This window comes from Ruegeria sp. BB10, from assembly GCF_056535725.1.
Map to the genome: position 1 here is coordinate 3,238,005 of NZ_JBQFIW010000001.1, position 22,353 is coordinate 3,260,357.

Below are 22,353 nucleotides of genomic sequence, written 5' to 3' on the forward strand. Positions count from 1 at the left end.
ACCGGCCTGAATTATTCGTGGGTCTGCAGATCAGACGAAGAATTGCGCACCGTTGGCCGAAATTGTCGAGCCATTGATGAACTGAGAATCGTCCGACGCCAGAAATGCCACGCAGCGCGCGATTTCCTCGGGCTCGCCCAGTCGACCAGCCGGGATTTGACCGATGATGGATTCACGAACCTTCTCGGGAACCGCCATCACCATCTCGGTTGCGATGTAGCCGGGGCAGATGGCGTTCGCGGTGATACCAGCACGGGCCCCTTCTTGCGCGAGGGATTTCACAATACCGAGATCACCCGCTTTGGTCGCGGCATAGTTCACCTGCGCGAACTGGCCTTTCTGACCATTGATCGAGCTGATGACGATCACACGGCCAAACTTGCGCTCGCGCATGCCGGACCATACCGGGTGGACGGTGTTGAAAACGCCGGTCAGGTTGGTGTCGATCACCTGATGCCACTGCTCAGGGGTCATTTTGTGGAACGGGGCATCGCGGGTGATGCCTGCATTGGCGACCACGATGTCGATCGGGCCAACTTCGGCTTCGACCTTTTCGATGCCCGCTTTCGATTCGTCATAGTCGGCCACGTTCCACTTGTAGGTGGCGATGCCGGTTTCCTCGGTGAATTTTGCGGCGGCTTCGTCATTGCCGGCATAGGTGGCTGCAACATTGTAGCCTTCGGCCTTGAGCGCCTTGGAAATTGATGCGCCGATGCCGCGGGAACCGCCGGTGACGAGTGCTGTACGTGCCATTGAGGAATCCTCCAATTAAGTCTGACTTGGTAATTCTGTTACTCTGAGAGAGATTGCTGCGCAATATCGTTTCGTCTTCGTTTTGATCTTTCTGTTCGGCGATATTGTCGCATCTAAGGGATAGGGCCGGAATGTAACAAAAAAGGGCGCCCAGTAGACGCCCTTTTTCATTTAGTTGTCAAAGCACTTAGTCGCGCTCCACACACAGGGCGACACCCATGCCGCCGCCGATGCAAAGGGTCGCCAGACCCTTTTTCGCGTCGCGGCGCTTCATTTCGAACAGCAGGGTGTTCAGAACGCGGCAGCCCGATGCGCCGATCGGGTGGCCGATGGCGATTGCGCCACCATTGACGTTCACGATGGATGGGTCCCAACCCATGTCCTTGTTCACGGCACAAGCCTGCGCAGCAAAGGCTTCGTTGGCTTCAACCAGATCCAGATCGTCAACCGACCAACCCGCTTTTTCCAACGCTTTGCGCGAGGCATAGATCGGACCAACGCCCATGATCGCCGGGTCCAGACCCGCCGTGGCATAAGAGGCGATCCGGGCCAGAGGCTCGATCCCGCGTTTTTCGGCGTTTTCGGCTGACATCAGCAGGGTTGCGGCGGCACCGTCATTCAGGCCCGAGGCATTGGCTGCGGTGACCGAGCCATCCTTGGTGAAGGCCGGGCGCAGCTTGCCCATGGCTTCCATGGTTGCGCCGTGGCGGATGTATTCATCCTTGTCCATCACGATGTCGCCCTTGCGGGTCTTGATGGTGAAGGGCGTGATTTCGTCGGCGAATTTACCAGCCTTTTGCGCCGCTTCGGCCTTGTTCTGCGAGGCAACGGCGAATTCGTCCTGCATGTCACGGCTGATCTGCCATTTTTCAGCAACGTTTTCAGCGGTTTGGCCCATGTGATAGCCGTTGAAGGCATCCCACAGACCATCGCGGATCATCGTGTCGATATATTTCATGTCGCCCATCTTGTGACCGGCGCGCAGCGCGGCGGCATGGGGCGAAAGGGTCATGTTTTCCTGACCACCGGCGGCCACGATTTCGGCATCGCCCAGCTGGATGTGCTGTGCGCCCAACGCAACCGCGCGCAGACCCGAGCCACACACCTGGTTGATGCCCCAAGCCGCGCTTTCTTGCGGCAGACCGGCATTGATATGGGCCTGACGCGCCGGGTTCTGGCCCTGTGCAGCCGTCAGTACCTGACCCATGATGGTTTCGCTGACTTCTCCCTTGTCAACTCCGGCACGTTCTACAACTGCTTCGAGTACGGCAGTGCCAAGGTCATGTGCGGGTGTGTTTGCAAACGAGCCGCCAAAACTGCCGACACCGGTACGGGCTGCAGATGCGATTACTACGTTAGTCATATAGACAATCCTTTACCATCAAGGTCCAGTGGGAACCGTGATGACGCAGATCGCAGAGGTCCGGCCTCTAAGATCCAGAGCGCCTCATGATCCCCCGCTCCAACTGCCCATGGAATAGCGTAACGCTGCAATTGCAGCAACGGTCAGCTTGTCTCAGGTAAATTGGAAATGGATTCTAAATCTTTAACTACCGGTTTTCTTGAGTTTTTTGTCTTTCCAAGGGCCCGACACAGTGGGTGCGCCGAACAAAAATCCCTGCAAGCAATCCACGCCATTGGCCACAAGGAATTCGGCATCGCCCCTGGTTTCGACCGATTCGGCGGTTACTAGAATTTCAAATTCCCGGGCCACAGCGACCAGTGCCCGGACCAACGCTTGATTGTCCGGGTTTTCGGAAACTCCGCGGACGAACTGACCGTCGATCTTGGCGGCATCAAACAAAAACTCGCGAAAGTGGCGGAAACTGAAATTGCTGGCACCGAAATCGTCCAGCGCAAACGCAACGCCGCGCGGTTGCAGCCGGTCCATGAAATCGATCACCAACTCGGGTACAGTCATGGCCGAACTTTCCGAAATTTCCAGGATCAACCGTTCGCCCAAATTGGCGTCTTTCTTGAGAAACCGATCTAACACCCGAGAATACCGCGCATAGCCGATCGAACGTGCGGACATGTTGATGGACAGGCGGATTTCGGGGTTATTGATCAGTGTCCTCAACCCCATTTCCAATGCGACACAATCCAGATCCCGCCCGATCGGGGTGTTTTCCAATTGCGGCATGAAATCCCGTGCAGGAATAACCCGCCCGGTTTCGTCCAGCACCCGAATGAACCCTTCGTAGAACGCTACACCGAATGGTTGATGCGCCTGCATGACCGGCTGAAAGGCCAGTTTGCATTGTTTGTGCTTTACCGCCTCGGTCGCCATCTGAACCGAGGATTCGTCACGGGATGCGACGGCCGCGTTCAGCGGGCTTTCGGCACCCTCGGGCGCATCTGCCTGTTTCCTGTCCCGCATGTCCTTGCCAAGCCCCTTAACGTCACCGGTCAGGGCCTTATTTCAAGGCAAAGGTATGAATCTGCGGTTAAGAGGGGCGAATTTGCCAGGTGTCAGCGCGCGGATTCCCAAACCCGCCCAAGTACAGCGGCGGCGCCGACCACGGCTCCCATGAAGCCCAGTGCAAGCATGACAAAGCCCAATGCAACGATGGTTGAGGGGCCACCCGTCAGTGCCGTCAACATGGCCAAAGCCAGACCGATCAAACCAAGTGTGGTCGATACTGTCATCAAACGGGTCATGGCGGCCTCCGGGTTACTGGCTACGGGTCACATCCGCTGAATATGGAATGTGAAATCCCGTTTTCAAGAAAGCAGAGAGTCGAACAGGCGGATTTAAGCCTGTTTTGCCTGTGTATTGGGCGTCTGGGCCTCAAGTTGTTCAAAACCGGGCGTTCCGTGATCTTCGGGATGGCGCGCCAGATGCCGGGCTTTGATCTGTTCCGAGCTTTCGCGGCTGCCATCATGGCTGTAACCCGGTGGAGCAAAGCAATAGGCCAGACGTTCGCGCAACGTCAGCCCCGGCTGGGTTGCGTCGCGCCAGATACTGACCCATTCGTGAAAGGCCACGCGCAGCGGGTTGAACGTGCCGATATTGTGGACCAGCCCGTAATCGACGCGGTCGTCCTTTTGTTCGGGCACAAACGTGCCAAACAGTTTGTCCCAGATGATGAAAACCCCGGCATAGTTGCAATCCAGATAACGCGCGTTCCGTCCATGATGGGCGCGGTGGTGGCTAGGGGTGTTCATCACCGCCTCGAACCAGCGAGGCATTTTCCCAATCGCCTCGGTATGAATCCAGAACTGATAGATCAGGTTCAAACCGCCGCAGAACAGCACCATCGCCGGGTGGAAGCCCAGCAGGATCAGCGGCGCACGTACCACCATCATGAAGGTAAACGTATAGGTCCATGTTTGCCGCAGCGCCGTGGTCAGATTGTAGTGTTGAGAACTGTGGTGGTTCACGTGACTGGCCCAGACCCAGCGGATGCGGTGACCGAACCGATGCACCCAGTAATAGCGTAAATCATCCAGCACAAAGCACAGGATGATCACCGGAATCGAGGTGCCCAGGTTCAGCGGCGTGATCTGCCACAGCCAAATGAAAAAGCCATATGCGATGAACCCAAGCAGCAACCCCGAGGCGATATTTCCCGCCCCCATGATCAGCGAGGTGACGGCATCGCGCGTCTCATACCGTCCGCCCCTGCCTTTGAAAGCGATCCACAGGAACTCGGCCAGAATGGCGGCGATGAAGAACGGCACCGCCCATTGCACGGCGTCGGGAAAGCTCACTTGGTCGGTCATGCGGGGTCCATCAGGTTTTGCCAGTGGGGGCGTTCGAAATCGTCAAGGCGGATCAGGGCTTTGGGCGTGCCGAAGTCATGAAATTGAATTTCGAACCCCTCGGGGTGATCGATCCAGTCGAAATCCAGAAGGTGGCGCGCCACCGTATCGGCACCAAAGGACCACAACAGCCCGTTTCCCGTCTCGGTACGGATCAGGGCGGACCGCTTGTCATGTGCGATTGTTATATCAATAATTACGTCGTCCGGCGCATGGCGCAGCCATTCCGAACGCGCGGTCTGGGGGGTCAGTTCGCGCACGCGTGACCGCCCTGACAGGTGCAGCAGAACGGTGATGCCGACGATGCCTCCGACCACCAGAACCAGAAGTATTTCAAGCGGCATTCTTTCCTCCCGCCCGACAGATTGCAGAGCGGCAATGACGCTGTCAAAGGTAGCGTTGCGTCAGCCAGCTTCGAGCGTGTCCAGGACTTCGTGCTGCACCACGCGTTCGACAAAGGGCACCAGCCCATCAGGCCCCGAGGCCCTGTCTTTCAGGTGTATGCAGATGTCTGGCCTGCGTGCTGCGATGATGCCGACCATCTCGCCGCGGATCTTGTCATCCAAGCCCGCGCCCATGACCGCACAGACGATCCGGGGTTCGGCATCCAATTGCCGCCGGACCTCATCCTGATCATGCGCGCCCAGCCATTGGATAGGCATGTGATCCAGACGCCGCGCCACGTCGCCGATGACATTCGGCAAGCGACCGATCAACAGAACCACTGGTTTCATTGTCGCCTCCTTTCACTGGTAACCAACAGAAAAACCGGCCCCGAGGGACCGGTTCTATTCTAGCACAGATGAATTCTGTGTTTCTGCCTAGTTGGAAATGGTCATAGGCACAGCCTCACCTTTTCCTTTATCGCGTGTGAAGGTTACCTGATTGCCGTCGATTGTAACTTTCTGGCAATCTTCGGGAAGTTGGTTGGTTCCAATAAAAACATTTCGGCAAAAATACCTTTTGTTCCAGACCCAAGCCCCTTTGATTTTGTCTTTTTTGGCGGTTTCTCCCTGAATCGTTCCGTCTGCCGCGACGACAAGCCAGGACCCTCCGCTTACGAGCTTCTTGCCAACGATTGTGTCCATGAATTGTTGTTGCTTTTTAATGTCTTTGGCGTCTGCTGTCGTCGCTGCAATACAAAGAACACTGACCGCCGCGATCAGGATGGCAATTGATTTCATAGCTATTCCCCCAACGATTAAAGCTGAGAGAATAGCATGATTCGTCGTTTTTCGTGTGTGTTTACTTAGCTTTCAGCGCCGACAAGCGTTGCGATAATCGCCTTGGCACTTTCTGAATTCCATTCCGCATCGCCGATTAACCGGGCAATTTCCTGACCCTCAGGATCCAGAATAACGGTGATTGGCAACGCAACAACGCCAAACTCGCGCGCGGCGGCTGAACCGGGGTCTTGATGGCGCGGCAGGTTATTAATGCCGTTTTCCTCGAAGAACTTCTTGATCCCGGCGGGTGAGTTGCGCCCGGTGGCAAGTGTAAGAACCTCAAACTTGTCACCGCCGAACTCTTCTTGCAGCTCGGCAATCTGCGGCATCTCTTTGCGGCAAGGCGCACACCACGTGGCCCAGAAGTTTACCAGAACATACTTGCCGGCATAGTCCTCAAGCGTTCCAACTCCGCCCTCATCTTCCAGCTGAAACTCGATTGTTTTTGCGGGCTTGGGTTCTTTGTGCAGGATCAGGCGTTTCAGTGTTCCATCACGCAGCGGGCCAAGCGTTTCGGCATCTGTCGCCAAAGCGGCGTTTGCACCCAGCGCGAGGGCCATATAAAGGGGGATCAGACGAAATAGGCGCATATCAACTCCGGGTTTTCCAACATGACCGAACAATCCTCGAACCAGATGTGGGGCGGCCGCTTTGCCGCTGGACCAGACGCGATCATGGAGGCGATCAACGCCTCGATCGGGTTCGATCAGCGGATGGCAGCCCAGGACATTGCAGGCTCGCGCGCCCATGCCGCCATGTTGGCCGCCACAGGCGTTATTACTGATAGTGATGCGCAGGCAATTCGGGAAGGGCTGCTCACCGTTTTGTCAGAAATTCAGAACGGCGCGTTTCAGTTCTCGACCGCGCTGGAAGACATCCACATGAATGTCGAGGCGCGTCTGAAAGAGGTGATCGGAGAGCCCGCAGGCCGTTTGCACACAGGACGGTCGCGCAATGATCAGGTGGCGACCGATTTCAAACTCTGGGTCCGTGATCAGTTGGATGCGGCGGAAACTGGTATTCTGGCCCTGATCCGCGCGCTTTTGGCGCAGGCCGAGGCCGGGGCCGATTGGGTCATGCCCGGCTTTACCCATCTGCAAACCGCACAGCCGGTGACATGGGGCCATCACATGATGGCCTATGTCGAGATGTTCGGGCGCGATCTGTCCCGCGTCCGCGATGCGCGCGCGCGGATGAACGAATCCCCCCTTGGGGCTGCGGCGCTGGCGGGCACGTCTTTCCCCATCGACCGCCACATGACGGCCGAGGCGCTGGGCTTTGACCGGCCCGCGGCCAACTCTCTGGACGCCGTCAGTGACCGCGATTTCGCGCTGGAATTCCTCTCGGCGGCCTCGATCTGTGCCGTGCACCTGTCGCGCTTTGCCGAGGAACTGGTGATCTGGTCCTCGGCCCAGTTCCGCTTTGTCACCTTGTCGGATCGCTTTTCCACCGGGTCGTCGATCATGCCGCAGAAGAAGAACCCCGATGCCGCTGAATTGATCCGCGCCAAAGTGGGCCGCATCTACGGTGCGAATACCGCGCTGATGATGGTGATGAAGGGCCTGCCACTGGCCTATTCCAAGGACATGCAGGAAGACAAGGAACAGGTCTTTGACGCTGCTGACAACTGGATGCTGGCGCTGGCGGCGATGGAAGGCATGGTCAAGGATATGACCGGCAACCGCGACAGCCTCGCCGCCGCTGCGGGGTCGGGTTTCTCGACCGCAACCGATCTGGCCGACTGGCTGGTGCGGGTGCTGGGTCTGCCGTTCCGCGATGCCCATCACGTGACGGGATCACTGGTGGCCATGGCCGAAAACAAGGGCTGTGACCTGCCTGACCTGACGTTGGAGGACATGCAATCGGTTCACGCAGATATCACCGATGACGTCTATTCTGTCCTTACCGTCCAAAATTCGGTAAACTCGCGCCAGTCTTATGGCGGCACCGCACCGGATCAGGTGCGGGCCCAGATCAAGCGATGGAAGGCGTTGGTATGATGCAAATTCTCCGTGTTGTCCTGCTGATTGCGGCTGGGTTTGCCCTGGTCGCCTGTGGCGCAGATGGCGAGCCGATCCAACCCACGATGAGCGCCAATGTAGGCGTCGGAAGCAGCGGCACTTATGTTGGTGGTGGTGTTGGCTTTCGGCGCGGTGGATTGGGTGTTTTTCTTGGGGTTTAATCCTCTGAGGTAATTGCATTTTGCCCACGCGGCGCCCATGTTCGCACGTATGATCGGCCTGGTGCCGAATTTCCTGAGCTAAGATGACATCATGAAGATTTTCGGCCTGATCCTGACTATTGCCGTACTTGCGGCCTGCGAGCCTTCGCACAACTCCCGCCCCGAACCCGAGGCGAATTCCGGCAGCTCTGGTGTTTCGATTTCGGGCTATGGTCGGGTTGGCGTTTCTGTCACCAACTGACCGAATACCGCCGGATGTGCGGAATCCATTGATCCACCGGGCGGTTTTGGTCTAAGCGCGCTGTCATGGATCACTTTCTCTACCGCGACGGCGCGCTTTACGCCGAGGATGTCCCAATCTCCGAAATCGCTGCCGCGGTCGGGACCCCGTTTTACGTCTATTCCACCGCGACTTTACTGCGCCATTTCCAGCTGTTCGATGACGCGCTGGAAGGGACCGAGCATCTTGTCTGCTACGCGATGAAAGCCGCCAGCAATCAGGCGATTCTGAAAACGCTGGCACAGGCGGGGGCGGGGATGGATGTGGTTTCCGGCGGGGAATACCTGCGCGCCAAGGCGGCGGGCGTTCCCGGCGACAAGATCGTGTTCTCGGGCGTCGGCAAAACCGCTGATGAGATTCGCACCGCGCTGACCGGCGGTATCCGCCAGTTCAACGTCGAATCCGAGCCGGAAATGGAAGTGATCAACGCCGTTGCTCTGGATTTGGGCGTGGTCGCCCCGATCACCGTGCGGGTGAACCCGGACGTGGACGCCAAGACCCACGCCAAGATCGCTACAGGAAAGTCCGAGAACAAGTTCGGTATTCCCATCGCCCGCGCGTCAGAGGTCTATGCCCACGCCGCGTCCCTGCCCGGGCTTGAGGTGATTGGCATCGACGTCCATATCGGCTCGCAACTGACCGAGCTGGAGCCGTTCGAGCTGGCCTATACCAAAGTCGCAGAGTTGACTGAGCAGCTGCGTGCCGAAGGTCACAATATCCGCCGTCTCGATCTGGGCGGAGGTTTGGGCATTCCCTATACCCGTGCCAATGACGCACCACCGCTGCCCGTAGAATACGGTGCGTTGATCAAGAAAACGCTGGGCCATCTGGATTGCGAGATCGAGATCGAACCTGGTCGTCTGATCGCGGGCAATGCCGGTTTGATGATCAGCAAGGTGATTTATGTGAAATCCGGTGAGGGGCGCGATTTTCTGATCCTCGACGGGGCCATGAACGACCTGATCCGCCCCGCCATGTACGAGGCGCATCACGATATCGTTGCCGTGCAGGAACCGGCGCCGGGCGTTGAACAACAGCCCTATGATATTGTCGGTCCGGTCTGTGAGACCGGTGATACCTTCGCCAAACAACGCAACATGCCACCGCTGGCGCCGGGTGATCTGGTGGCCTTTCGCAGCGCCGGAGCCTATGGGGCGGTGATGGCCAGCGAATATAACACGCGCCCCCTGATCCCTGAGGTTCTGGTACATGGGGATCAATTTGCAGTTATTCGTGAACGGCCAAGCTTTGACGAAATCATAAACCGCGATACCATACCTGAGTGGCTTTGACACGATGACCGTGCGGGCCCGCTCAGGAGGCCTGCCTTGAACGCAAGACATAACCTGCCGATTCCAAGACTTTCCCTGTGGCTGACGCACGCAGGGATGCTGGCCGAGCAGGTTTTGCGTTCATTCTGGCCATTTTTCTCGATTTTCATGGCGATTCTGGCTGCGTTGATGCTGGGGTTGCAGGATCACGTCCGGGTCGAGGTGGTCTGGGCAGTGGGTGTTGTCGCAGTGATTGGCCTGCTGGTGGCGCTGGTTTGGGGTATCAGGCGATTCCATCTGCCCAGACGGGCCGAAGCGCTGATGCGGGTGGATGCGTCACTGCCGGGGCGTCCGATTCAGGCGCTTATGGACGATCAGGCCATTGGGGCGATGGATGCCGATTCAGTCGCGCTGTGGCAGGCGCACCAGACGCGTATGGCGCAACGGGCGGCGCAGGCTGAACCGGTCAAACCAGATTTGCGGCTGGCTGATCGCGATCCTTATGCGTTGCGTTACTCTGCCTTGCTGGCGCTGGTGATTGCAGTTTTGTTCGGATCGTTCTGGCGCATTGGTTCAGTGGCCGAGATGACGCCGGGCGCGGCCACGGCTGGGCAGGGGCCCAGCTGGGAAGGCTGGGTGGAGCCGCCACGCTATACCGGCTTGCCGACGCTTTACTTGGCGGATCAATCAGACCCGACACTATCTGTTCCGCAAGGTAGCCGCATCACCCTACGTTTTTATGGCGAAGTCGGCGACCATAGCTTGACCGAGACAACATCGCCCCTGGGTGCCGAAGACGCATCTGAGGTGGAACAGGATTTTCTTGCCACCCGTTCAGGCCAGTTGACGATTGATGGTCCGGCAGGGCGGAACTGGGCCGTAAACATCATTGCTGATACGTCGCCGAAGATTGCGATCGCCGACGAGGCCGAGACCGAGGCTGGCGGACGCATGAAACTGCCGTTCACTGCTGTGGACGATTATGGCGTGGTCTCTGGATCAGCCGTGATCGCGCTGGATCTGGCTGAGGTCAGCCGGAGCTATGGTCTGGCCGCTGTACCCGAACCGCGCGAAGTGATCACCGTGGAACTTCCGATGCCGATTACCGGCGACCGGATCGATTTTACCGAAGACCTGATCGAGGATTTCTCGCAGCACCCTTGGGCGCATTTGCCGGTCAAGATTACATTGATGGCACGGGATGCGGCCGATCAGGAAGGCCACTCTAATCCGTATCAGACTACATTGCCTGCGCGACGTTTCTTTGATCCGCTGGCCGCTGCAGTGATCGAACAGCGGCGTGATTTGCTGTGGGCCAGGGATAACGCGACCCGGGTGTCTCAGATTTTGCGCGCGGTCTCGCATCTGCCCGAAGGGTTCTTTCGATCCGACACCGCGTATCTGCGTCTTCGTGTGACCCTGCGGCGTTTGGAAATGTTCGATGACTACGGGCTGACACTGGAACAACAGGAAGAGATCGCCCAGGCCCTATGGGATCTGGCGATCATCATCGAAGACGGAACGCTGGCCGATGCGCTGGAACGGATGCGCCGGGCACAGGAACGCCTGACAGAGGCGATGAAGAACGGCGCCACCGATGAGGAAATCGCTGAGCTGATGCAAGAGCTGCGCGAGGCAACGCAGGATTACATGCGCCAACTGCAGCGTCTGGCACAGGAAAACGGTGAGTTTGACGAAAACCAACAAGGCGAAAATGGCGAATCCCTGCAGATGACGCAGGACGATCTGCAGCGGATGATGGACCGTATTCAGGAACTGATGGAACAGGGCCGCATGGCTGAGGCTCAGCAGGCGCTGGAAGAGTTCCAGCGGATGATGGAAAACATGCGCGTCACTCAGGGCCAGGGGCAGGGCCAGCAATCCGAAGGCCAGCAGGCGATGGAAGGGTTGGCCGAAACCCTGCGCGAACAGCAAGGCCTCAGCGATCAGGCTTTCCGCGATCTGCAGGAACAGTTCAACCCCGGCGCGCAGGCTGGTGAAAGCCAGGGCAACGAAGGCCGCAATGGCGGTCAGGGTCGGGGACAAAGCCACGAAGGTCAGGGTGGTCGCGGCTCGGATCAACAGGGCGACGGCCAGCAAGGGCCAGGATCGCTGGCTGATCGCCAACAGGCTTTGCGCGACGAATTGGGTCGCCAGCAACAGAATCTACCCGGTGCGGGCACGCCAGAGGGCGATGCCGCGCGCGATGCGCTGGGCCGCGCAGGGCGGGCTATGGACGAGGCCGAAAACGCGCTGCGCAATGATGATCTGGCTGATGCAATCGACAACCAGTCCGAGGCGATGGAAGCCCTGCGCGAAGGCATGCGGTCACTGGGTGAAGCCTTGGCCCAGAACCAGCAGAACCAACCGGGTCAGGGATCGCAAGAAGGTGATATGCAGGCCAACAGCCGTGATCCGCTGGGCCGCAACCCGGGTTCGAATGGCTCGATCTCAACTGACGACAGCCTGTTGCAGGGCGAGGATGTCTATCGTCGCGCCCGCGAATTGCTGGACGAAATCCGTCGCCGCACCGGCGAAACGGATCGTCCTCAGATCGAGTTGGAATACCTCAAGCGGCTGTTAGAGCGGTTCTAGGTCCGTCTTTCAATCAGGTCAGTTCTGTGCTGTCCCCGAAGTCTGTGCTTCGAGCCACAGACGCGCCTGATCCACCAGCGACACATATGGGGTCAGGATCGGTTCGGCCTGCGGCACAGCTTCGCTGATTTTTTGGGCGTTGCCATAGACCAGCAACAGAATGATGCCAACAATCAGGATCAATGCAAATCCGCGCACAAATCCGCCAGATTTACGCGGCGCGGGCTCGTCTTCTGCGCCCATGATGTCGTCGCTGCGCAAGCTGGAATTGATCGCCTCGACATCGGGCAGGTCATCTTTCTGGCCCGCGTCTTCTGCGGTTTCCGTGGCCGTCAGTTCCTTGATGGCGTGTTCGGGGTCAGGTTCCGGAGGAGTGTCCAGTGCCAAATCGGGCTGAGTTTCTATGCTGCCGCCTTCCTGGGCACGCAGCTCAGCCTCTCGGGCGGCTTCCTCTTGCAGGATGCCGGCAACAGCGGGGTCGATATTTCCGGTTGTTTCGGGTTTTTCCGGCTCGGGGGCTGCTTCAGGTTCTGGTGCGGGTGTTGCTTCGGGTTCCGGCGCAGGTTCAGATCTAGGCTCAGCCTGCGGTTCCGCGGCAAACGCTTCATCCACCGGTGTGGGGGTCGGGTCTGTCGCGGCTTCCTCGGCTGCAGGCTCTTCTGAAATGGGCGTGACCGCTGCGGGCGCGGGTTGGTCCGGGTATTTGGCCTGGAACCAGGTGTTCTCGCAATTTGAACACTGAACGTCGCGGCCCTCTTCCGGGATGACTTCGTCTGGCACCTCATATTGGGCACCGCAATTCGGACACGTAAGACGCATGCTGCCTCCTGGTCGGGACCTCGACCTGATAATAGTTTTTTTAGGGATGTTATTCCGTTAAGACCTGACCGCAAAGGGTGTTTTCGGTTTGGCAGCATAAATGTCACCAATTCGCCCCGGTGCAGGCATTGAAACCACAACCACGCTCGGGCAAGAAGAGCAGCAATTAGAACGGGGGCCCCTGTGATCGAGCTGGAAAATGTCAGCTACACCTATGGTGGAGGTGAATTGCTGAGCAACGTGTCCCTGCGACTGCAGCCGGGTTCGTTCCACTTTTTGACCGGCCCTTCGGGCGCGGGCAAGACCACTTTGCTTAAACTGTGCTACGGCGCATTGCTGCCCACGTCCGGACGGTTGAGCGCGTTTGAACAGGACGTGGCCCAGTTGGATCGCGATCAGATGGCCCTGCTGCGCCGCCGGGTTGGCGTTGTGCATCAGGATTGCCGGTTTCTGGATCATATGACGGTGGTCGAAAATGTCTCGCTGCCGCTGATGGTGTCGGGGCGTTCGGAATCTGCATTGCGGGATGATCTGACTGAATTGCTGAACTGGGTGGGTCTTGGCACCCGGCTGGGCGCGCTTCCGCCCGAACTGTCGGGTGGTGAACGTCAGCGCGCCGCGCTGGCCCGGGCGGTGATCCTGTCGCCCGATGTTGTTCTGGCAGATGAGCCCACTGGCAATGTGGACTGGGAGATGTCGCAACGCTTGCTGCGCCTGTTGGTCGAGCTGAACAAGATGGGCAAAACCGTGCTGATCGCCACCCATGATCTAAGCCTGATCCGAGCCGCCAAAAGCCAGGTGCAGGCACGCGTGCTGCGTATTTCGCAACGGCAGGTCCAACTTGCGGGGGCAGACCTATGAGCAAGGGGATGATCCGAAACTTGCTGAAACGGGATGCGCGCGCCGATCGGGTGGTGCCCCCCACCGGTTACACCGCACATTTGACCTTGTTCGTATCGGGCGCGATGGCTTTTCTGACCGTGTTTGCGCTGGCCCTGTCGCTGGCGTCCGGGCGATTGGCCGACCGTTGGGCAACCGAACTGGCCGGGGCGGCCACCTTGCGGATCAATGCCCCCGCCGACCAGCTGGCCGCCCAGACCGAGGCTGCGTTGACCGTGCTGGCCCAAACCCCCGGCGTCGCATCGGCCCGGGCGCTGACGACCGAGGAGCAGGCCGCGCTGTTGTCGCCATGGTTTGGTTCTGACCTGCCGCTGGACACATTGCCCGTTCCGCAACTGATCGAGATCATCGAAGGCGATCCGGGTCTGGATGCAACCGGACTGCGGTTGCGGTTGGGGGCCGAGGTACCGGGCGCTGTGCTGGACGACCACACCCGCTGGCGCGAACCTCTGGTCGATGCGGCCATGTCACTGCGCCGGCTCGGTTGGGTCTCGATCCTGCTGATCGGTGGCGCGACCGCAGCCATGATTACGCTTGCGGCTAATGCCTCGCTTGCGGCCAACGCGCAGATCATTGAGGTGCTGCGTCTGGTTGGTGCCAGGGATCGCTTTATCGCCCGCGCCTTTGTCCGGCGCTTTACCTACCGGGCATTCTTTGGCGCGGTTGTCGGGGTATTGCTGGGTATGACCGGGGTGCTTTTGCTGCCCGAAGCCTCGGACGAGGGCGGGTTTTTGACCGGTCTGGGCTTTCAGGGGGCAGGCTGGTTGCTGCCTGCACTGATCCCTGTATTGGGCGCAACTGTTGCCTTCCTGGCCACGTGGACCGCCGCCAGCCGCAAATTGAAGGAGCTTTCGTGATGGCCACAGCGTTTCAATGGGTACGCTCTTTGATCTTCATGATCGTGATCTATGTCTGGATGCTGATCCTGGGCATCGTGTTTGCCCCCTTTGCCCTGTTCAACAAGCGTGGTGCGTTGCGGGCGTGTAAGACCTATGCCCGCACAACCCTGTGGCTGGCGCGCTGGATGGTTGGCATTCGATCCGAAGTACGCGGCACAGTGCCGGTGGACGAGGTGGTGATTGGCGCCAAGCACCAGTCCTTTCTCGACATCATCATAATTTTCGACGCCATCCCCCACGGCAAATTCATAATGAAGAAAGAGCTGCTGTGGACCCCTGTCATTGGCATGTATGCGCGGCGTCTCGGCTGTATCCCAGTCGATCGCGGTAAAAAAGGCGCGGCCGTTGCCAAGATGGTCAAAGACGTCGCCAAAGAATTCACTGAGCCCGGTCAATTGGTGATCTACCCGCAGGGCACACGCGTTGCGCCAGGGGTGCAGAAACCTTACAAAGTGGGCACAGCGGTTCTGTATGAGGGGTTGGGATTTCCCTGTGTCCCGGTGGCGACAAATGCCGGAGTTTTCTGGCCGCGCACAGGTGTTCTGCGCAAACCGGGTTTGGCGATTGTGGACTTTCTTGATCCGATCGAGCCGGGGGTTGCGCGCAATTCGTTTCTTGGTCGATTGGAAGACGTGATTGAGACGCGATCCAATGCATTGATGAAAGAAGTGGGGTTTGATCCGGATGGAGTTCATTAAGGACATCAAATCGCTCGAAGAGATCTACAACAGACCGCCCGGCGCGGCCTCTTTTCGAAAAGTGGTACACAGCCTGACACCACTTTATCGCAAATGGATCATGAGCTCGCGGCTTTGTATCCTCAGTACCGTGGGTCCCGAAGGTGTGGATGGCAGCCCCCGCGGAGATGATGGCCCGGCGGTGTTAGAGCTTAATCCAAATACGCTGGCCCTTCCGGACTGGCGCGGCAATAATCGATTGGATTCACTGCGCAATATTGTGCGTGATCCGCGTGTGGCCTTGATGTTTATGGTATCGGGCTCCAACAACGTGGTGCGTGTAAATGGAACGGCCCGACTGACTGCGGATGCAGACCTGCGCGCCCGGTTTGAGAAACACGGCAAACAGCCAGCCACGGTCATCGTTATCGAAATCACCGAGATCTACACGCAATGCGCCCGTGCCTTGATGCGCGCTGAAATTTGGACCTCGGGTGACAATTCCGCCGAGTTGCCCAGTATTGGTGAGATTTTGGCCGAGGCAAGTCAGGGTGAGGAGGGCGGTGAACGCTACGATTCAGAATGGGGCGCACGCGCTGCAAAAACGATGTGGTAAATGGGGGCTCTGCCCCTGCTGCGGCAAGACGCAACTCCCCCGAGGTATTTAATGGCCAGATGAACGAGGAATCCGTCTTTTCATCTTGCCAAAAATATCTCGGAGCGCGAGGCAGAGCCTCGCTAACTCCGGTTGAGTCAGTGTTGTCCTACGAGTGGATCGGACCGTCACCACAAGCCAGTGCAGCTTCGCGCACCGCTTCCGAATAGGTCGGGTGGGCGTGACAGGTCAGGGCCAGATCCTCGGCTGACGCACCGAATTCCATCGCCACGCAGACCTCGTGGATCAGATCACCCGCTGCCGGGCCGATGATGTGACAGCCCAGAATGCGGTCCGTGTCCTGGTCGGCCAGAATCTTCACAAAGCCATCGGCGGCAAAGTTCGCCTTGGCGCGCCCGTTGCCCATGAACATGAACTTGCCGACTTTGTAGTTGCGGCCCTGTGCTTTCAGCGTCTCTTCGGTTTCACCCACATTGGCCACTTCGGGCCAAGTGTAGATCACGCCGGGAATGACGCCATAGTTCACGTGGCCATGCTTGCCCGCGACCTGTTCAGCAGCGGCCATGCCCTCATCCTCGGCCTTGTGGGCCAGCATCGGGCCTTCGGTCACGTCGCCGATGGCGTAGACTCCCGGTACGTTTGTCTGCCAGTCGCTGCCAACTTTGATCTGACCGCGCGGTGTCATTTCGACCCCCAGAGCCTCCAGTCCCAACCCGTCAGAGAACGGCTTGCGCCCGGTGGCGACCAACACGGTATCCGCGTCGATCACATGCTCGCTGTCGTCTTTCAGAAGTTTATAGGTGACCTTGGCCTTGGTTTTGGTCGCTTCGGTCTTTTGCACCGCTGCGCCCATCACAAACTTCAAGCCCTGTTTCTTGAGAATGCGCTGGAAAGTCTTCTGAACCTCGGGGTCCATGCCCGGTGTGATTTCCTTGAGGAACTCAATCACCGTCACTTCGGCCCCCAATCGCTGATAAACCGAGCCAAGTTCCAACCCGATCACACCGGCACCAATCACGACCATCTTCTTGGGAATCTTGCCAAGTGACAGCGCACCAGTCGAGGTCACGACAACCTTTTCGTCAACGTCTACACCAGGCAGCGAGGACGGTTCAGACCCCGAGGCAATGATGATGTTCTTGGCCGTGTGAACCTCATCGCCCACCTTGACCTGACCGGCAGCAGGGATCGACCCCCAGCCCTTCAGCCAGTCGATCTTGTTCTTTTTGAACAGGAACTCGATGCCCTTGGTGTTCCCTTCGATGGTTTCTTCCTTGTAGGCCTGCATCTGTTTCCAGTCGACCGACGGGCTTTTGCCCTTCAGACCCATCTTGGCAAAGTTGTGCTCGGCCTCATGCAGCTGATGGCTGGCATGCAACAGAGCCTTGGACGGGATGCAGCCGACGTTCAGGCAGGTGCCGCCCAGGGTTTCACGCCCTTCAACAACAGCAGTCTTCAGGCCCAGCTGGGCGCAACGGATGGCGCAGACATAGCCGCCGGGGCCGGCGCCGATTACGATGACATCATAATTTGCCATTTTACTCTCCTAAGTCGACCGGATTGGCCGGTGGCCGCATGATCCAAAGTGGTTGGATCATGCTGTGCTTACTTCAAACCGGTTCCAGCAGCTTGATCGTGATATGGGCGATGCCGCCCCGTTCATGGTGCATCGCCAATTCCTCAGATCCGAAAAAGGCGCGGGCCTTGTCCAGGTTCGTAACCTCGAACATGGCAATGGCATGGTCGGCCTGATCCGGGTCACGCCAGACGTGCAAGTCGCGGATACCCGCAGCCTTGCGCATTGGCGTATCCTCACGAAACACTTTCAGCCAGGCATCGAAATCGGCCACATCGGCCTGCCACAATACATGCGTTGCCATAATTACAGATCCATCAGCAGGCGGCGCGGATCTTCCAGCGCCTCTTTTACACGAACAAGGAAGGTCACGGCGCCTTTGCCGTCAACGATCCGGTGGTCATAGGACAGAGCAAGGTACATCATCGGACGGATCACAACCTGACCGTTGATCGCCATCGGACGGTCCTGAATCTTGTGCATGCCCAGGATACCCGATTGCGGCGGGTTCAGGATTGGCGAGGACATCAGCGAACCATAGACACCGCCATTCGAGATGGTGAAGGTGCCGCCCTGCATCTCCTCCATTGACAGCTTGCCATCACGGGCGCGCTTGCCTTTTTCGGCGATGGCTTTTTCGATCTGGGCAAAGGACATCGAATCCGCGTCGCGGATAACCGGAACCACAAGACCGGTCGGTGTTCCGGCGGCAACGCCCATATGGACAAAGTTCTTGTAAACGATGTCGGTGCCGTCGATTTCCGCATTCACCTCGGGCACTTCTTTCAGCGCGTGGCAGCAGGCCTTGGTGAAGAAAGACATAAAGCCCAGACGCACGCCGTGCTTCTTTTCGAACTGGTCTTTGTACTGGTTACGCAGGGCCATCACCTCGGTCATGTCCACCTCGTTATAAGTGGTCAGCATGGCGGCGGTGTTCTGACTGTCTTTCAGACGCTTGGCGATGGTCTGGCGCAGGCGGGTCATCTTGACCCGTTCCTCGCGCGCGGCATCACTTGCTGCGACCGGTGCGCGCGGTGCAGGTGCAGGCGCTGGGGCAGGGGCCGCAGCAGCGGCTGCGGGGGCCGATGCGGCGCGGGCCACGTCCTCTTTCATGATGCGGCCATCGCGGCCAGTACCTGTAACCTGATCGGCGGACAAACCAGCCTCAGCCATTGCTTTCTCAGCCGAGGGTGCATTGGCCACGTCTTTTCCTGCAGCGGCTGCCGCAGGCGCTGCTGCGGCGGCTGGGGCTGCGGCCGGGGCGGCACCAGTTCCAGCGCCCGAGATCACGGCCAGCTTGGCCGAGGCGTCCACGGTGGTGCCTTCGGGCGCTACGATTTCCGCAAGAACACCAGCACCCGGTGCCGGAACCTCAACCGAGACCTTATCGGTTTCCAATTCGCACAGCATTTCGTCTTGCGCCACGGCATCGCCAACCTGTTTGAACCAGGTCGAAACGGTAGCCTCGGTCACGGATTCACCCAAAGTGGGCACCATCACATCGACGCTGCCACCACCAGCGGCCGCTGCAGGCGCGGCAGCAGGGGCCGGGGCAGCGGCGGGTGCCGGAGCAGCACCTTCGCCTGCGGTGATGGTGGCCAGCAATGCGTCAACGCCTACGGTTTCACCTTCGGCGGCGACGATTTCGCCCATCACACCGGCAGCGGGGGCTGGAACCTCGACCGTTACCTTGTCGGTTTCAAGCTCACAGAGCATCTCATCCACGGCCACAGCGTCACCAGGTTTCTTGAACCAGGTGGCAACCGTAGCTTCGGTGACGGATTCGCCTAGCGTAGGTACACGAACTTCAATGGTCATCGTTTACTTTCCTTCGAGGCTCAGCGCTTCGTTCACAAGCGCCTCTTGTTGAGCTTTGTGTTGGCTGGCCAGACCCGTCGCGGGCGAAGCCGAGGTTGCGCGGCCGACATAAATCGGCCTTGTGTGTTTGGCGCCGATGCGGGTCAGCACCCATTCGATATTGGGTTCGATAAAGGTCCAGGCGCCCTGGTTCTTGGGTTCTTCCTGACACCAAACCATCTCGGCCCCTTTGAAACGCTCAAGCTCATTGATCAGCGAGTGGGCGGGGAAGGGGTAGAACTGCTCGATCCGCATCAGATAGACGTCGTCGATCCCGCGGGCGTCGCGTTCTTCCAGCAGGTCATAGTAGACCTTGCCCGAACACATCACGACCCGCTTGATCTTGTCATCCTTGACCAGCTTGGTGTCCGAATTGCCGTGTTGTGCATCATCCCACAGCACCCGATGGAAGCTTGAGCCTGTGGTGAATTCGTCGGCAGTGCTGACCGCCAGCTTGTGGCGCAGCAGCGATTTAGGCGTCACCAGGATCAGCGGTTTGCGGAAGGTGCGGTGCAGCTGACGGCGCAGGATGTGGAAGTAGTTCGCAGGCGTCGTACAATTCGCCACGATCCAGTTATCCTGGCCGCACATCTGCAGGAACCGCTCAAGCCGTGCGGATGAGTGTTCGGGCCCTTGCCCTTCAAACCCGTGCGGCAGCAGGCAGACCAGACCGGACATGCGCAGCCATTTGCTTTCGCCCGAGCTGATGAACTGATCGAACATGATCTGCGCACCGTTGGCAAAGTCTCCGAACTGCGCTTCCCACAGGGTTAGTGCGTTCGGTTCGGCCAATGAAAACCCGTATTCGAAACCCAGTACAGCGTATTCGCTGAGCATCGAGTCGATCACTTCGTATTTCGACTGGCCTGCTCGGATGTTGTTCAGCGGGTAGTACCGCTCTTCGCTTTCCTGATGCACAAAGCCCGAGTGACGTTGACTAAAGGTGCCGCGTGTTGCGTCCTGACCGGACAGGCGCACCGGGAACCCTTCGGTCAGCAACGAGCCAAAGGCCAACGCCTCGCCCGTGGCCCAGTCAAAGCCCTTGCCGCTGTCGAACATGTTCTTCTTGTGATCCAGCAACCGCCCGACGGTCTTGTGCAGGGCAACGTCGGCGGGTGCATGCGTCAGGGCCTTGCCGATCTCGACCAGAGTGTCCGGCGTGATCGCGGTTTCGCCGCGGACATATTCTTCTTTGTTCTTGTCTAGATGCGACCAACGCCCGTCCAGCCAGTCTGCCTTGTTCGGTTTATAGTCTTTGCCCGCGTCGAACTCATCGTTCAGATGGGCCTGAAAGGCGGCCTTCATATCCTCGATCTCACCCTCGGGGATCAGGCCGTCCTTGACCAAGCGCTCGGTGTACAGCGACAGCGTGGTCTTATGGGTTTTGATCTTCTTATACATGATCGGATTGGTGAACATGGGCTCGTCGCCCTCATTGTGGCCAAACCGGCGATAGCAGAAGATGTCGATCACGACGTCTTTGTGGAACTTCTGGCGGAACTCGGTTGCGACCTTGGCGGCGTGCACGACGGCCTCGGGGTCGTCACCGTTCACGTGGAAGATTGGTGCTTCGACCATCAGCGCGATATCCGTGGGATATGGGCTGGAGCGTGAGAAGTGCGGAGCGGTGGTGAAACCGATTTGGTTATTGACCACGATGTGCATGGTGCCGCCGGTCTTATGCCCGCGCAGACCCGACAGGCCAAAGCCTTCGGCCACAACGCCCTGACCGGCAAACGCCGCGTCGCCATGCAGCAGGATGCCCATCACAGTCGTGCGGTCATCGTCTTTCAACTGGTCTTGCTTGGCGCGGACCTTGCCCAGCACCACCGGGTTCACCGCCTCAAGGTGCGAGGGGTTCGCGGTCAGTGACAGGTGGACTGAGTTGCCATCAAACTCACGGTCGCTGGAGGCGCCGAGGTGATATTTCACGTCGCCCGAACCATCCACGTCTTCGGGCTTGAAGCTGCCCCCCTGGAATTCGTTGAAGATCGCGCGATAGGGCTTGCGCATCACGTTGGCCAGAATGTTCAGACGGCCCCGGTGCGGCATGCCGATCACTATGTCCCGAACGCCTAGCGCGCCACCGCGTTTGATGATCTGCTCCATCGCCGGGATCAGGGCCTCGCCGCCGTCCAGACCAAAGCGCTTGGTACCCATGTATTTGACGTGCAGGAATTTCTCGAAACCTTCGGCCTCGACCATCTTGTTCAGGATCGCCTTGCGGCCCTCCTTGGTGAAGGCGATTTCCTTGCCATAGCCTTCGATCCGTTCCTTCAGCCACGCGGCCTGTTCGGGATCAGAGATATGCATGTATTGCAGCGCAAAAGTGCCGCAATAGGTGCGTTTCACGATCTCAACGATCTGGCGCATGCTTGCCATCTGCAGGCCAAGCACGTTGTCGATAAAGATCGGCCGGTCCATGTCGGCCTCGGTGAAGCCATAGGTCTTGGGGTCCAGTTCGGGATGCGTGCTGGCGGCGCGCATGCCCAACGGGTCCAGATTGGCGGCCAGGTGACCCCGGATACGATAGGCCCGGATCAGCATCAGCGCCCGCAGGCTGTCCAGCACCGCGCGCTTGATCTGATCCTCGCTGACCGCAACGCCCTTGTCCGCGGCCTTGTCCTTGATCTTTTGGCCCGCTGCCTTGGCGTCGATTTCCGCCCATTCGCCGGTCAGTGCGCTGGTCAGGTCGTCGGCCGGCATTGGCGGCCAGTCGGTGCGCGCCCAGGATGGCCCCTCGGCCTCTTTCTGAACGTCCGGCGTGGCGTCGCCCATGGCCTTGAAGAACTCGGCCCAGGCGGCATCCACCGCACCGGGATTCTTGGTGTACTGGGCATAGAGCTGCTCCAGGTACTCGGCATTGTGCCCCTGCATGAAGCTTGAGGCGTGAAACGCGGAATTGGGTGTGTGTTCGGTCATGTGCGAACCTCGAAT

The 22,353-nt window shown here is 58.8% G+C and carries 23 protein-coding genes; 9 read left to right on the forward strand and 14 right to left on the reverse strand.

The features are described 5' to 3' along the window. Positions 1–30: 30 nt before the first annotated feature. From phbB to ACR3EP_RS16695, 9 genes are all read right to left on the reverse strand, one after another. Positions 31–753, reverse strand: a complete 723-nt coding sequence (gene phbB, locus ACR3EP_RS16655) for an acetoacetyl-CoA reductase (protein ID WP_170350661.1) — start codon at positions 751–753, stop codon at positions 31–33. Positions 754–940: 187 nt separating this feature from the next. Further along, positions 941–2,116, reverse strand: coding sequence for an acetyl-CoA C-acetyltransferase (locus ACR3EP_RS16660; RefSeq protein WP_170350658.1), 1,176 nt, complete (start codon positions 2,114–2,116; stop codon positions 941–943). Positions 2,117–2,299: 183 nt separating this feature from the next. Further along, positions 2,300–3,133 carry an EAL domain-containing protein gene (locus ACR3EP_RS16665; RefSeq protein ID WP_170350657.1) on the reverse strand — a complete coding sequence of 278 codons (834 nt, stop codon included), beginning with the start codon at positions 3,131–3,133 and terminating at the stop codon, positions 2,300–2,302. A gap of 92 nt (positions 3,134–3,225) precedes the next feature. After that, positions 3,226–3,414 carry a hypothetical protein gene (locus ACR3EP_RS16670; RefSeq protein WP_170350656.1) on the reverse strand — a complete coding sequence of 63 codons (189 nt, stop codon included), beginning with the start codon at positions 3,412–3,414 and terminating at the stop codon, positions 3,226–3,228. Positions 3,415–3,507: 93 nt separating this feature from the next. Then, the gene (locus tag ACR3EP_RS16675; RefSeq protein WP_480638711.1) at positions 3,508–4,479 is read right to left on the reverse strand and encodes a sterol desaturase family protein; all 972 of its coding nucleotides are present in this window, start codon (positions 4,477–4,479) and stop codon (positions 3,508–3,510) included. Further along, a complete protein-coding gene (locus ACR3EP_RS16680; protein WP_170350652.1) occupies positions 4,476–4,862 on the reverse strand; it encodes a hypothetical protein in 387 nt (128 codons plus the stop codon). Before ACR3EP_RS16680 ends, ACR3EP_RS16675 begins: the two co-directional genes overlap by 4 nt. A 60-nt stretch (positions 4,863–4,922) precedes the next feature. Continuing rightward, the gene (locus tag ACR3EP_RS16685) at positions 4,923–5,252 is read right to left on the reverse strand and encodes a hypothetical protein (RefSeq protein WP_170516731.1); all 330 of its coding nucleotides are present in this window, start codon (positions 5,250–5,252) and stop codon (positions 4,923–4,925) included. Positions 5,253–5,339: 87 nt separating this feature from the next. After that, the gene (locus ACR3EP_RS16690) at positions 5,340–5,702 is read right to left on the reverse strand and encodes a hypothetical protein (protein WP_480638712.1); all 363 of its coding nucleotides are present in this window, start codon (positions 5,700–5,702) and stop codon (positions 5,340–5,342) included. 65 nt (positions 5,703–5,767) lie between these two features. After that, positions 5,768–6,334 (reverse strand): TlpA disulfide reductase family protein, encoded by a 567-nt coding sequence (locus ACR3EP_RS16695; RefSeq protein WP_170361358.1) that lies wholly within the window; start codon positions 6,332–6,334, stop codon positions 5,768–5,770. A 21-nt stretch (positions 6,335–6,355) separates the two neighbouring features. Between ACR3EP_RS16695 and argH the strand changes: the two genes are divergently transcribed. The 5 genes from argH (at position 6,356) to ACR3EP_RS16720 (ending at position 12,072) form a co-directional block, all read left to right on the forward strand. Next, positions 6,356–7,744 (forward strand): argininosuccinate lyase, encoded by a 1,389-nt coding sequence (argH, locus tag ACR3EP_RS16700; protein WP_480638713.1) that lies wholly within the window; start codon positions 6,356–6,358, stop codon positions 7,742–7,744. Continuing rightward, positions 7,741–7,926: an argininosuccinate lyase gene (locus ACR3EP_RS16705; protein ID WP_367647942.1), complete on the forward strand. Its 186-nt coding sequence runs from the start codon at positions 7,741–7,743 to the stop codon at positions 7,924–7,926. The genes argH and ACR3EP_RS16705 overlap by 4 nt, the downstream gene beginning before the upstream one ends. A 91-nt stretch (positions 7,927–8,017) precedes the next feature. Then, on the forward strand, positions 8,018–8,167 hold the full coding sequence (locus ACR3EP_RS16710; RefSeq protein WP_170350645.1) for a hypothetical protein: 150 nt from the start codon (positions 8,018–8,020) through the stop codon (positions 8,165–8,167). A gap of 65 nt (positions 8,168–8,232) precedes the next feature. After that, positions 8,233–9,498, forward strand: coding sequence for a diaminopimelate decarboxylase (lysA, locus tag ACR3EP_RS16715; protein ID WP_480638714.1), 1,266 nt, complete (start codon positions 8,233–8,235; stop codon positions 9,496–9,498). Positions 9,499–9,534: 36 nt separating this feature from the next. Continuing rightward, positions 9,535–12,072 carry a TIGR02302 family protein gene (locus tag ACR3EP_RS16720; RefSeq protein WP_480638715.1) on the forward strand — a complete coding sequence of 846 codons (2,538 nt, stop codon included), beginning with the start codon at positions 9,535–9,537 and terminating at the stop codon, positions 12,070–12,072. An 18-nt stretch (positions 12,073–12,090) separates the two neighbouring features. On the opposite strand, the gene ACR3EP_RS16725 is transcribed toward ACR3EP_RS16720, so the two are convergent. Next, positions 12,091–12,891, reverse strand: a complete 801-nt coding sequence (locus tag ACR3EP_RS16725) for a zinc-ribbon domain-containing protein (protein WP_480638716.1) — start codon at positions 12,889–12,891, stop codon at positions 12,091–12,093. Positions 12,892–13,074: 183 nt separating this feature from the next. Here ACR3EP_RS16725 and ACR3EP_RS16730 point away from each other — a divergent pair, with 183 nt between their 5' ends. Genes ACR3EP_RS16730 through ACR3EP_RS16745 form a run of 4 tightly spaced genes read left to right on the forward strand, consistent with a single transcriptional unit; the run spans position 13,075 to position 15,983 of the window. Continuing rightward, entirely contained in the window at positions 13,075–13,752 is a 678-nt protein-coding gene (locus ACR3EP_RS16730; protein WP_170397149.1) for a cell division ATP-binding protein FtsE, read from the forward strand. Beyond that, the gene (locus tag ACR3EP_RS16735) at positions 13,749–14,648 is read left to right on the forward strand and encodes a cell division protein FtsX (RefSeq protein ID WP_170361370.1); all 900 of its coding nucleotides are present in this window, start codon (positions 13,749–13,751) and stop codon (positions 14,646–14,648) included. Before ACR3EP_RS16730 ends, ACR3EP_RS16735 begins: the two co-directional genes overlap by 4 nt. After that, positions 14,648–15,388 (forward strand): lysophospholipid acyltransferase family protein, encoded by a 741-nt coding sequence (locus ACR3EP_RS16740; RefSeq protein WP_170350640.1) that lies wholly within the window; start codon positions 14,648–14,650, stop codon positions 15,386–15,388. Before ACR3EP_RS16735 ends, ACR3EP_RS16740 begins: the two co-directional genes overlap by 1 nt. Next, the gene (locus ACR3EP_RS16745; protein WP_170361372.1) at positions 15,375–15,983 is read left to right on the forward strand and encodes a pyridoxamine 5'-phosphate oxidase family protein; all 609 of its coding nucleotides are present in this window, start codon (positions 15,375–15,377) and stop codon (positions 15,981–15,983) included. Before ACR3EP_RS16740 ends, ACR3EP_RS16745 begins: the two co-directional genes overlap by 14 nt. 148 nt (positions 15,984–16,131) lie before the next feature. Here ACR3EP_RS16745 and lpdA read toward each other — a convergent pair whose 3' ends face one another. The 4 genes from lpdA to ACR3EP_RS16765 form a co-directional block, all read right to left on the reverse strand. Continuing rightward, positions 16,132–17,520: a dihydrolipoyl dehydrogenase gene (gene lpdA, locus ACR3EP_RS16750; RefSeq protein ID WP_170361374.1), complete on the reverse strand. Its 1,389-nt coding sequence runs from the start codon at positions 17,518–17,520 to the stop codon at positions 16,132–16,134. Between the two features lie 73 nt (positions 17,521–17,593). Further along, on the reverse strand, positions 17,594–17,863 hold the full coding sequence (locus ACR3EP_RS16755) for a hypothetical protein (protein ID WP_170361376.1): 270 nt from the start codon (positions 17,861–17,863) through the stop codon (positions 17,594–17,596). Positions 17,864–17,865: 2 nt separating this feature from the next. Next, positions 17,866–19,377: a 2-oxoglutarate dehydrogenase complex dihydrolipoyllysine-residue succinyltransferase gene (odhB, locus tag ACR3EP_RS16760; RefSeq protein ID WP_170412698.1), complete on the reverse strand. Its 1,512-nt coding sequence runs from the start codon at positions 19,375–19,377 to the stop codon at positions 17,866–17,868. A gap of 3 nt (positions 19,378–19,380) precedes the next feature. Beyond that, a complete protein-coding gene (locus tag ACR3EP_RS16765; protein ID WP_425081683.1) occupies positions 19,381–22,338 on the reverse strand; it encodes a 2-oxoglutarate dehydrogenase E1 component in 2,958 nt (985 codons plus the stop codon). Positions 22,339–22,353: the final 15 nt, after the last annotated feature.